This window comes from Geobacillus sp. 47C-IIb, from assembly GCF_014679705.1.
Classification (GTDB): domain Bacteria; phylum Bacillota; class Bacilli; order Bacillales; family Anoxybacillaceae; genus Geobacillus; species Geobacillus thermodenitrificans.
The window spans coordinates 3010556-3022834 of record NZ_CP061473.1 but is presented as its reverse complement, the minus strand read 5'-3'; the positions used below and the strand labels follow the sequence as shown (position 1 = coordinate 3022834).

Sequence of the window (12279 nt, the reverse complement as noted above, 5' to 3'; positions counted from 1 at the left end):
TGTCCTTTTCCCATTATACTACATGCGGCAGGATAACAGCTATTAAAAAAGGGAAACCGGCATCCATACCGATTCCCCCCCTTGTGTCTACCACCAAACGATCGTCGAAAACGCCCAGACGAGAACTAACATGACAAGCACGCCGCCATATATAAACAAGGCTGGAAATTCATGCCCTTTATGGCTCATATGCATGAAATAGTACAGCTGAAACGCTACTTGTACACCAGCTAAAAGCAAAATAAACGGAATGACAAACCAGTGGGAAAACTCTTCGTAACCAACCGCGGCAAAAGCGATGAGCGTCAATAAAATCATCAGCACGAAAGCAATCACTTGATGACGCATTTCTTCCGCATTTTTCCGACGGCGGTACGCTAAGTCGACGCGCTCATTTCCTGAATTCATTTGGTTCGTCATACGTTCACCCCACCATTCCCATTAAGTATACAACGGTAAAAATGAACACCCAGACGACGTCGATAAAGTGCCAATAAAGGCTCGCGACGTAAAACTTCGGGGCATTGTATAAATTTAACCCGCGCTTGGCGTTGCGAATCATCAACGTTAAAATCCAAAGCAACCCAAACGCAACGTGAGCACCGTGCGTGCCAACAAGTGTGTAAAACGCAGAGCCGAAAGCGCTGGACGTAAACTTATGGCCTTCATGAACATACTCATAAAACTCATAAATTTCCAAGGCCAAAAATCCGGCGCCAAGCAACACGGTAATGCCAAACCAAAGTTGCATTTTTTGAAAATCAAAGTTTTTCATATGGTAAATGGCGTAAACGCTCGTTAAGCTACTCGTTAACAGAAGCATCGTTGCCATAAACACAATCGGCATTTGGAACAGTTCTTCACCGGAAGGGCCACCGTTCGTTTTGTCTTTGAGCGCTAAATAGGTGGCGAAGAGAGAGGCGAACAACACCGTCTCTCCGCCTAAAAACAGCCAGAAACCAAGAAATTTATTTTTCCCCTCAAGAGTGGCTCGTTCCGGCGCCGCCGGGAACGTCTCGGGCGTCAGTTTTTCCTCTACGTGCATCAGGCGTTCGCCCCCTTCTTCTCAAGTTCAAGCACTTCTTCTTTATGAATGTGGAAACCGTGATCATCAATCACTGAGCGCAAGAACATCGAACCGAACGTAATGAGCAAGCCGAGAATACCCACCGGCAAGCCCCAAGCCGTCTCTTGATGGTACGTAAAGCCAAATGCCGCCACAAACAAGCCGAACGACATGATAAACGGCAGGAATGACGAGTTCGGCATATGAATGTCGCCAAGTGGCTCAGCTGGCGTCAATTCCTTCTTCCCTTCCATTTTTTCAAGCCAGAGAGGATCTAACCCGCGAACAAGCGGCAATTGGGCAAAGTTGTATACTGGTGGCGGCGAAGCGATCGCCCATTCGAGCGTGCGGCCGTCACCCCATGCATCGGCCGGCGCTTTTTCACCTTTTACCGAAATCACGATGTTAATGAGTAAAACAACCGTTGCGGCCGCCATAAAGAACGCTCCGACCGTACTGATGAAGTTACCGGTCTCCAACCCTTGCCCCGGCAAGAATGTGAACACGCGACGCGGCATTCCCATTAAGCCAAGGAAATGCTGGATAAAGAACGTTAAATGGAATCCGATAAAGAACAGCCAGAACGTAATTTTGCCAAGTGTCTCGTTTAGCATGCGGCCAAACATTTTCGGCCACCAGTAATGCGTACCAGCAAGTAAGGCAAACACAACCCCACCGACAATGACGTAATGGAAGTGGGCAACAACGAAATAGCTGTCATGATACTGATAGTCAGCCGCTGCCGCTGCCAGCATAACGCCGGTTACCCCACCCATAACGAACGATGGGATGAAGGCCACCGCATAATGCATCGGCGTCGTAAACTTGATGCTCCCGCCCCACATTGTAAATAGCCAGTTGAAAATTTTAATTCCTGTCGGCACCGCAATTGTCATCGTTGCGACAGAAAAGATGGCGTTCGCAATCGGCCCCATTCCGACCGTAAACATATGGTGCGCCCACACCATGAATCCTAAGAAGGCGATGAGCACCGTTGCAAATACCATTGATGAATAGCCAAACAGCCGTTTACGAGAGAATGTCGCGAAAATTTCCGAGAAAATACCGAATGCTGGCAATACAAGAATGTATACTTCCGGATGGCCGAACACCCAGAACAAATGCTCCCAAATAATCGTATTACCGCCAGCAGCCGGATTGAAAAAGTTTCCACCAAACAATCGGTCCATCATCAAGAAAATCAATCCAACCGTCAACGGCGGAAACGCGAACAAGATGAGCGCAGACGTCACAAATGTCGCCCAAGTGAACATCGGCATACGCATAAACGTCATGCCCGGAGCGCGCATGTTAATAATCGTAACAAGAAAGTTAATTCCGCCTATTAATGTCCCCAAGCCTGAAATTTGCAACCCAAGGGTGTAAAAGTCAACACCATGGTGCGCTTTCGAATCGAGCGCCAACGACGCATACGATGTCCAACCTGCGTCAGGAGCGCCGCCTAAAAACCATGAACAGTTTAAAAACACCCCACCGAAGAAAAAGAGCCAAAAACCAAGCGCGTTTAAAAACGGAAATGCAACATCGCGTGCGCCGATTTGCAGCGGCACGACCGCATTCATAAACGCGAAAACAAGCGGCATGGCAGCCAAGAAAATCATCGTCGTCCCGTGCATCGTCAGCACTTCGTTGTACAAGCCGCCAACAAGAAAATCGTTGTTCGGCTTCGCAAGCTGAATGCGGATAAACAACGCCTCAAGACCGCCAAGCAGGAAGAAAATGCCACCAGAGATCAAATACAGATGGGCGATCTTTTTATGATCGACCGTCGTCAGGTAATCCCATAAAACGGCCCCAACGCCCTTTTTGCGAGCGATCGTACTCACAGCGAAACCTCCCTTTTATGCCTTATTCCACTTTTAAGCTCATTAAATATTTTGTCAATGCATCAAGCTGTTCTTCTGTCAGCTGGCCATATGTACCCGTCATTTTATTTCCAGGTTTCACACCTTCAGGGTCTTTCAGCCATCTTTTTAAGTTTTCTTCATTGTGTTCCAAAATGCCGGCAATCCGTTCACGGTCAGCGAAGCCCGCCAAGTTCGGCGCTGTACGCGCTTGCTCCGGACGATTGTCTACCGGCGACACCGCATGGCAGCCAATACAGCTTTTATTGAAGATTTCTTCCCCTTGTTTAGCAACCGGATCGGTCACAACCGGATTTTCCGCTTTTTGCATTTTTTCTACCCATGCATCAAACTCTGCACGGGGCAGCGGGCGCACTTTGAAATCCATCAATGCATGAGACGGACCACAAAGCTCAGCACATTTGCCGTAGAAGACACCGCCTGCTTTGTCTGTCGCTTTTTGGTCAAAGACGAGCCAAAACTGGTTTTTATTGTCCGTGTTCGTGTCGATTTTGCCACCAACGGCCGGAATCCAGAACGAGTGTTTAACATCCGACGCCACCAAATTAAAGTAGACTTTTTCGTTCGTCGGCACGACTAAATCTTGGCTCGTAATGATGCCATAATCCGGGTATTCAAACTCCCACCAGTACAAATTGGCGCGCACGTTGACAACAACCGTGTCTTTATCGCGGTTTTTGTCATTCATCGGCTTTACATCCGCCAACTTAAACGTCGCCGCTACCGTCGGCACCGCTAAAATAAGCAAGAGGATAATCGGAATGACAGTCCAAATAATTTCCAGTTTATGGTTCCCTTCCACTTGCTTCGGAATTTTATTTTCTTCCCCTTTCCGCCGCCGGAAGCGGATCACAACGTAGACGAAGATAATCGCTACGACAACAATGACGAGCACCATAATCGACGTGCTCAACAACATGAGCGAATACTGCATGTTCGCTACTTCACCGGCAGGCTGAAGCGTCGACAAAAACGGCTTGCCGCAGCCGGCGAGCAACAGCGCCATCATCCCAAACAAGGAAAATAAGCGCCAGTTCCGTAGCCCTTTCTTCATAGCCTAATCAAACCCCTCTTTCTTTGATGGATAAATGTATATAAATTCTTTCACGAAGAAAGAATTTTAACCTGTTCACCAAATCGTGGCGATGACCATCGCCACGAACAAAATCGTCAAATAGTTGAGCGAGTAGACAAACATCAACTTGGCCCACTTGATGTCGTCTTTCATTTTCAAGCCCCATAGGCCTAACAACAACCACCCGACATTCAGCACCGTTGCGACTATTAAAAACGGGATGCCGAGCGAAAACAAATAAAACGGCAGCGGCAACAAACATGCCACCCAGACGATGATTTGCCGCTTCGTCATCTCAAAGCCATGAACGACCGGCAACATCGGGATGCCGGCAGCCCGGTATTCTTCACACCGCTTCATCGCTAGAGCCAAAAAGTGAGGCGGCTGCCATAAAAACATGATTAAAAACAAGATGAGCGGAACGATATGGAAATCCGAATCGACCGCTGTCCAGCCGATCACCGGGGGTACAGCACCAGAGATGCTGCCGACAACGGTGTTAAGCGTATAGTTGCGCTTCGTCCAAAGCGTATACAGGAAAACGTAAGTCACCACGCCGATCAGCCCGACAATTGCAGCCGTAACCGTTGTCATGAGCAGGCTCATCGTCCCGATGGCAACAAGCGTCACCCCAAGCCAAAGCACCCGCCGCGGCTCCATCGTCCCCGTCACCGTCGGCCGCGTTTTCGTCCGCTCCATATGCTGGTCAATATCGCGGTCTATAAAATTGTTAATGCTGCACGATCCGGCGATGACAAGCGCCGCCCCGAACAGCGTGAAAAAGACGATATGCAAGTTTTCTAAAAATCGCTCTCCAGTAAAATAAAACGCCAACCACATTCCGGCAAATGTCGTGATCAAGTTGGAATTAACGATTCCGATTTTCACAACTGCCGATAACTCTTTCCAAAACATCTTTATGCTTGCCTGCGGGCGCTGCCGAACATCGGCTTCTTGCACCGCTTTCAAATCGGCCATTCTCCTGTTCCTCCTCGCTGCGCCATCCGTGATGAGAACAGCGCCATCATATTGCTTATTGCTTAACATTCTATCCAATACGAAAAAAGAACAAAAAGATTTGTTTTCTCTTTATATTAAATCACATTTTTTTCAGATCATGTGAACTTTTTTTGAATAATTTGTGTCAAATTTTTGAATGCCTGACATAGAAATCGGTTCATACGCTTGTCCCATTAATATTTCTAGCAAACTTAAGTGACTTATTCAATATGCAAACGTCATTTTGTGTTTCATGGCGTCATCGTGTAAAATAGACTTGGCTTGACACGCCGATGATTGCGATAAACTTCATTACTTTACTAATATGGACAAAATCATAATTTCTCAATACAAGAAGGTGAAGATTTTGCAACGTTCATTAAAATGGTTTGCCTCGACAACAACGGTGGCGATGCTGTTTGTGCTGATCGGCGGAGCACTCGTGACAAAAACGGACTCCGGCATGGGTTGCGGACGATCATGGCCGCTGTGCCACGGCCAATGGATACCGGATGACATTACACCCCAACTCGTGATCGAACTGAGCCATCGCCTTGTTTCCGGGCTTGCCGCCATCATGGTGCTCATTCTTTGCATTCGGTCATGGCGGGTCATGGGGCATGTGCGGGAAACAAAGCCTTTAGCCGTTCTCTCTTTTGTTTTTCTCGTCTTGCAATCATTAATTGGCGCCGCCGCGGTTGTGTGGGGACAGTCCGATTTCGTTATGGCGTTACATTTTGGTATTTCGCTCATCTCGTTTGCTGCTGTGCTGTTGTTGACATTGCTTATTTTCGAAGTTGACAAAAAGTTTTCTGCCACTTCGCTTCAGCTTGACGGCCAAATGCGGTTCCATATTTATGGCATCATCATCTATTCGTACTTGGTCGTTTATACTGGAGCGCTTGTCCGCCATACGAATGCCAGTCTTGCCTGTCCGAGCTGGCCGCTGTGCGCGAAGTCACGCCTCCTCCCCGTGCAGTTTCACGAATGGGTGCAAATGGGGCATCGTCTGGCGGCTGCCGTTATCATCATTTGGATCGCTGTTGCAACGGTGCATGCCGCCCGTTATTACCGCGAACAGCCGGTCATTTATTACGGATGGATCATCTCTCTTCTTCTTGTTCTTGCGCAAATGGTGACCGGCGCGCTTGTCGTTTTTACCGAGTTGAACTTGTATATCTCCTTGGCGCACGCCTTTTTCATCTCCTGTCTATTCGGCGTGCTCAGCTATTTACTGCTCTTGGCGCTCCGCACCCGCCGCCGGCCGGCGACAGCCGCGGGTCGGTCGGTCGAGGACACGGCATCGGCGCCATTAAAATAACGCTCACTCGTTGCATAAAAGGGATGCCCACAAATGTTGGGCATCCCTTTTTTAGGAAACCGGCTTGTGCCAAGATCAATGTTTTTTTATTTGGACAACTCGATGAGCAAATCGCCTGCCTGGATCGCATCGCCGCTTTTGACGTAAATGTCTTTGACAACACCGGCAAACGGTGCTTGCACGGTCGTTTCCATTTTCATTGCTTCCGTGACCATTAAATGGTCCCCTTTGTCGACTTTTTCCCCTTTTTCGACAAGCACTTTAACAACCGTACCCGGCATCGTCGCCGCAATATGGTTCGGGTTCGTCCGATCCGCTTTAATGTGCTCAACGACTGCGGTTTTAATGCTTTCATCGCGGATGACAACTTCACGCGGTTGACCGTTCAGCTCGAAGTAGACGACGCGTGTACCGTCCGCCTGCGGCTGGCCGATCGACACAAGCTTAACGATCAACGTTTTTCCGCGCTCGATTTCCACTTCAATTTCCTCGCCAAGGCGCATGCCATACAAGAACGTCGGTGTATCGAGTACAGACACATCGCCGTATTTTTCCACCGTTTCTGCATATTCAAGAAACACTTTCGGATAAAGGGCGTACGCAATGGCATCAAAGTCGGTCACTTCGCGGCCAAGCTTGTCATACAGCTCTTTTTTCATTTGCTCAAAATCAACCGGCTCGAGCAGTTCCCCCGGACGGACAGTGATCGGCTCGCGTCCTTTTAAAATAATGCGCTGCAACTCTTTCGGGAATCCGCCGTGCGGCTGGCCTAAATATCCTTCAAACAGCTCGACGACTGAATCAGGGAAGTTCAGCGTTTCGCCGCGCTCGAAAATGTCTTGTTCCGTCAAGTTGTTTTGCACCATGTAAAGCGCCATATCGCCGACGACTTTCGATGACGGCGTCACTTTGACAATATCGCCGAACAAGTCGTTGACGCGGCGGTACATTTCTTTCACTTCATCCCACCGATCGCCGAGACCGACCGCTTTCGCCTGCTGCTGCAAGTTGCTGTATTGGCCGCCTGGCATTTCGTGCATGTACACTTCCGTATGCGGCGCGTTCATGCCGCTTTCAAATTCTTGATAAAACTTGCGCACATCTTCCCAATAGCGCGCTAACTGCTCAAGACCGTAAATGTCGACTTCCGGCGCCCGCTCGGTCCCTTCAAGCGCATAGTAAAGCGTATTGGCGCTCGGCTGAGACGTTAAGCCGGCCATCGAACTGATGGCGACATCAACAATATCAACGCCGGCTTCAATCGCTTTCGCGTACGTATAAATGCCGTTACCGCTCGTGTCGTGCGTATGCAAATGAATCGGAATGTCGACTGTTTCCTTGAGCGCGGAAATGAGCACATGCGCCGCCTGCGGCTTCAAGAGCCCCGCCATATCTTTAATGGCCAAAATGTGCGCACCCGCCTGTTCAAGCTCTTTCGCAAGGGCCTTATAGTAATCCAAATTGTATTTCGACCGGCTCGGATCTAAAATATCACCCGTATAGCAAATCGCCGCTTCAGCGATTTTGCCGCTCTGCCGGACGGCGTCGATCGCCACCGTCATTCCTTTCACCCAGTTTAAACTGTCGAAAATTCGGAACACATCGATGCCAGCATGCGCCGATTTTTCGACGAACTCGCGGATGACGTTGTCCGGATAGTTTTTGTAGCCTACGGCGTTGGCAGAACGGAGCAACATTTGGAACAACACGTTCGGGATGCGCTCGCGCAGCTTCAGAAGCCGATCCCACGGATCCTCTTTTAAAAAGCGATACGCCACATCAAACGTCGCCCCGCCCCACATTTCAAGCGAGAATAAATTCGGCAATAAGCGCGCCGTCGGCTCGGCTGCACGCACTAAATCGACCGTGCGGACTCGTGTCGCCAACAGTGACTGATGAGCGTCCCGGAACGTCGTATCGGTCAAGAGCACCCGCGGCTGTTCTTGAATCCAGCGGACAAGCCCCTCGGGGCCATGCTTGTCCAAAATTTGCTTCGTTCCGGCCGGGATCGGCTCTGCCTCGCTCAATTTTGGCAAGCGCGGCTTGTCAAACACCGGCTTTTTCTTTTTGCCGATGCCTGGGAATCCATTGACCGTCACTGTGCCGATGTAAGTGAGCATTTTCGTTCCGCGGTCTTTCCGGCGTGGGAACACGAATAGTTCCGGCGTCGTATCGATGAACGACGTATCGTATTCGCCTGATAAAAACTTCGGATGTTGGACGACATTTTCCAAGAACGGAATGTTCGTTTTAATACCGCGAATGCGGAACTCGCGCAAGTTGCGCAGCATTTTTCTTGCTGCCTGCTCAAACGTCAACGCCCATGTCGACAATTTGACGAGCAAGGAATCGTAATACGGCGTAATGACTGCCCCTTGGAAACCGTTGCCGGCGTCCAAACGTACACCAAAGCCCCCACCGGAGCGATACGCCATGATTTTCCCAGTATCTGGCATAAAGTTATTGAGCGGGTCTTCCGTCGTCACCCGCGACTGAATGGCATAACCGTTAATGCGGATGTCTTCCTGCTTCGGAATGCCGACTTCATGGCTATGAAGCGAACAGCCATCAGCAATTAAAATTTGCGACTGGACGATATCAATTCCAGTAATCATCTCGGTGATCGTATGCTCGACTTGAATGCGCGGGTTGACTTCGATGAAATAAAACTCATCACCCGAAACGAGAAATTCGACCGTGCCGGCATTGACATAACCGACGCTTCTCATAAGCTGAACCGCTGCCTCGCAAATGCGTTGGCGCAGCTCGTCCGACAGCGAGACGCTCGGCGCGACTTCGACGACTTTTTGGTGGCGGCGCTGCACCGAGCAGTCGCGTTCATAAAGGTGAACGATATTTCCTTCATAGTCACCTAAAATTTGCACTTCAATGTGCTTTGGATTTTCGATCAACTTTTCAACATACACCTCATCGCTGCCAAACGCCGCTTTTGCTTCCGATTTGGCACGCTCAAACGCTTCTTTAACTTCCGACTTCGAACGGACGATGCGCATGCCGCGCCCACCGCCGCCAAGTGCTGCTTTAATGATGATCGGATAGCCGTGCGCTTCGGCGAAGCGGACAACGTCCTCAAGGCCGTCGACCGGCCCGTCGCTGCCCGGAATGACCGGAATGCCAGCGTTCACCGCCGCATGGCGCGCTTTCACCTTGTCGCCGAACATGTCCAAATGGTTCTCATTCGGGCCAATAAAAATAATTCCTTCTTCACGGCACCGTTTAGCAAATTGAATATTTTCTGACAAAAACCCATATCCTGGGTGAATCGCATCGACATCGTGGGCCTTGGCAATCTCAATGATGCCTTCAATATCCAAATACGCCTCAATCGGCTTTTTTCCTTCACCGACTAAATACGCTTCATCCGCTTTATAGCGGTGGTATGAGCCGACATCTTCCTTCGAGTAAATGGCCACGGTGCGGATGCCAAGCTCCGTGCAGGCGCGGAAAACGCGGATGGCGATCTCCCCGCGGTTAGCTACGAGCACTTTGCGAATTCGTCTTGTCTTCATCGTCTTTCCTCCTTTCTAATTTAAACTATAAAACTTTTTCTATTTTGTAAATACACTTTCTAAAAAGTCAGACCTCTTTTCTGTCTGTCGACAGTCATTTTTTTACTTTTTTTATACCGTTGTTCATATTTCGTAAACATCGAAATATTGACAAGCAAGCCAAGTGAGGCCATCATGAGGACGAGCGATGTTCCCCCGTAGCTGACAAGCGGCAGCGGCACACCGGTGATCGGAATGATTCCTGTGACTCCACCGACATTAATAAACGTTTGAAAGCCGATCATGACAGAAATGCCGATGGCGAGCAAACTGCCGAACGCATCGTTGGTACGACGAGCGACCCAAAACCCGCGCAGCACGATAAACGAAAGCAACCCAAGCGTGAACATCACGCCAAACAGCCCGAGTTCTTCGGCAATGACCGCCATAATAAAATCCGTGTGCGATTCCGGTAAATAGCCGTATTTTTGCACACCTTTTCCGAGCCCGAGCCCTTTCAATCCGCCAAGCCCGATCGCTAAGTACGAATTGACAAGCTGGTAGCCGTCGCTGCTCGCGTATTTAAACGGATCCAAATAGCTATAAAGGCGTGACATTCGTTCATCCGAAAAAATCTTTCCACCCACAACTGGAAGCCAAAACGGCGATAGCATCGCCCCAATGAGGGTAAAAAAGAGCAGTTGCTTTAGGAGCAAAATGAGGCGCAGCCCAGATGATACGATGATGCACATCGCGATGAAAAACACGATCGCTGCCGTGCCAAAATCCGGCTGAATGGCGATTAAAAAACAAATAAACAGCGTGTAATAAATCGGGAACAAATTGCTTTTCACCGGCTCAGCCAACCGTTTCTGCTTGTTGGCAAACGCTGCGGCCAAGTACCAAATCAATCCGAGCTTCGCCAGCTCCGCCGGTTGGACCGAGAGCGCCCCGACACGAAACCAGCTCGTGGCGTTGTTGGCCGTATGGCCGAGAAAAGCAACTGCAATCAGCATCAACGGGGAAGTAAAAAACACTAGTTTCACCCATCGTTCTTTCCGCCACACTTTATACGGGATCATAGCCATGACAGCGAAGGCGATCAACGCGCCGATGAGCCATCGCTTTTGCCGTTCGTAAAAATAGTCGCTCGGTACTTCAAAGCGGATGACAGCGGTAACCATGCTTGAACTGTACACCATAATCAATCCGAACAACGATAGCATAATGATCGCAATCACAAGCGGATAATCGTAACATTTCAATACTTTCTTCCACAATTGTCGTTCCATCTTCCCTCTTCCCCATTTACACAGTTATGTACATAAAATCATTCGCAGCGGCACACCGTTTTCCTGCCGAAAAACAGAAAAACTCAAACGACGGCAGACCAATCGTTTGAGTTGCCATGTATTGTTATCGCACGCGCTTTTTCGTTACTGCCTCATGCAACGCGGAGAGCTCACGCTCGAGCCGGTCAAGGAGCGCCTTCCCTTCTTTTGCCTCGATAAGGCCGAGGCGCACCGCAAAATCAATTTCCCGCGACAAGCCGAACATTTGCGTATCCAACACTTCCTCATATAGCGGACATTGTGGCATCGTCAAATGATCCATTTGCACGCGGATGAGCTGAATAATTTTTTCTGCATCCGCCTGTAAAAGCGCGTACGCCTTTTCCTGATAGCTCATCGATTCGTCCGTCACATCGATCCCTCCGTTCTCTCCCCTATCCTTCTTTAAATGTTAACGTGAAACAAGCCATTTTGCAAGTTGAAACCGTTGACAGTCGAACGGCTTGGAACATGACAAACCTTTTATTTATTATTATACTAAAAACAGCGGGAAAATGCAGAGGAGAGGATGCTTTGATGAGCGATATTATTATGCTGACTGGAAAAGTAAAATTTACGATCACGCTTGATCCCGGCGTCTGGATTTTCGACGACCGAAAAATCGATTTGGACACGTATTTTTCGCAACCGAAACCGGAAGTAACAGAAAAGGGCCAAGAGGAAGAGGAAATCAAAAAGTGGTCGGCTTTTTGGGACCGGGAAATTCAAGAGGGTGCCGTTTTTCCACCGACGTTGAAAACAGAGCAGCGCTTTTTGAAGGAAAAAATCATCACCGGTTCGTTCGGCATGCCGTTTGCCCCGTTTTTGCGAAATGCCGAACCGCATGAAGATGCTTCTGAACTTGTTATCGTGGCACAAAATGAGGAGATTGCGATCCCGCTCGAGAAAGCATACGACTTGATTTTCGCTTTTTCGAAAAATGGAAAACCGCTGCGCGATGACGGACCCGTTCACATTTATTTTGGCGACGGCTCAAACCGTGAAATGCCGATTACGAATGTGCGTGAGTTGATTGTCCGCTAACCGGGCGCCCTATGAAGGGACCGCCCGGTTTTTGCCTCATTTGGGGGA

10 protein-coding genes are annotated in these 12279 nt (G+C 49.2%); 2 read left to right on the top strand and 8 right to left on the bottom strand.

Translation table 11 applies throughout. The annotated features are described in order from the left end of the window. Window positions 1-87 precede the first annotated feature (87 nt). The 5 genes from ctaF to cyoE all read right to left on the bottom strand — a co-directional run bounded on the left by ctaF (window position 88) and on the right by cyoE (window position 5005). On the bottom strand, window positions 88-420 hold the full coding sequence (gene ctaF, locus IC804_RS15280) for a cytochrome c oxidase subunit IVB (protein ID WP_008878722.1): 333 nt from the start codon (window positions 418-420) through the stop codon (window positions 88-90). A gap of 4 nt (window positions 421-424) precedes the next feature. Then, on the bottom strand, window positions 425-1045 hold the full coding sequence (gene ctaE / locus IC804_RS15275) for a cytochrome c oxidase subunit III (RefSeq protein WP_008878723.1): 621 nt from the start codon (window positions 1043-1045) through the stop codon (window positions 425-427). Beyond that, on the bottom strand, window positions 1045-2913 hold the full coding sequence (ctaD, locus tag IC804_RS15270) for a cytochrome c oxidase subunit I (protein WP_008878724.1): 1869 nt from the start codon (window positions 2911-2913) through the stop codon (window positions 1045-1047). The genes ctaE and ctaD overlap by 1 nt, the downstream gene beginning before the upstream one ends. A gap of 22 nt (window positions 2914-2935) precedes the next feature. After that, complete coding sequence (gene coxB, locus IC804_RS15265) at window positions 2936-4006, bottom strand: cytochrome c oxidase subunit II (RefSeq protein ID WP_008878725.1); 1071 nt, start codon at window positions 4004-4006, stop codon at window positions 2936-2938. 75 nt (window positions 4007-4081) lie between these two features. After that, a complete protein-coding gene (cyoE, locus tag IC804_RS15260; protein ID WP_029760402.1) occupies window positions 4082-5005 on the bottom strand; it encodes a heme o synthase in 924 nt (307 codons plus the stop codon). Between the two features lie 388 nt (window positions 5006-5393). On the opposite strand from cyoE, the gene IC804_RS15255 reads away from it, so the two are divergent. Further along, window positions 5394-6347, top strand: coding sequence for a COX15/CtaA family protein (locus IC804_RS15255; protein WP_041264307.1), 954 nt, complete (start codon window positions 5394-5396; stop codon window positions 6345-6347). An 86-nt stretch (window positions 6348-6433) separates the two neighbouring features. On the opposite strand, the gene pyc is transcribed toward IC804_RS15255, so the two are convergent. The 3 genes from pyc to IC804_RS15240 all read right to left on the bottom strand — a co-directional run bounded on the left by pyc (window position 6434) and on the right by IC804_RS15240 (window position 11545). Continuing rightward, complete coding sequence (gene pyc / locus IC804_RS15250) at window positions 6434-9877, bottom strand: pyruvate carboxylase (RefSeq protein ID WP_008878728.1); 3444 nt, start codon at window positions 9875-9877, stop codon at window positions 6434-6436. Window positions 9878-9936: 59 nt separating this feature from the next. Beyond that, a complete protein-coding gene (locus IC804_RS15245) occupies window positions 9937-11148 on the bottom strand; it encodes an FtsW/RodA/SpoVE family cell cycle protein (RefSeq protein WP_011887087.1) in 1212 nt (403 codons plus the stop codon). 124 nt (window positions 11149-11272) lie between these two features. After that, a complete protein-coding gene (locus tag IC804_RS15240) occupies window positions 11273-11545 on the bottom strand; it encodes an Fpa/YlaN family protein (protein ID WP_029760399.1) in 273 nt (90 codons plus the stop codon). A gap of 179 nt (window positions 11546-11724) precedes the next feature. Between IC804_RS15240 and IC804_RS15235 the strand changes: the two genes are divergently transcribed. Then, complete coding sequence (locus IC804_RS15235; RefSeq protein WP_008878732.1) at window positions 11725-12231, top strand: hypothetical protein; 507 nt, start codon at window positions 11725-11727, stop codon at window positions 12229-12231. The last annotated feature ends 48 nt before the right edge of the window (window positions 12232-12279 follow it).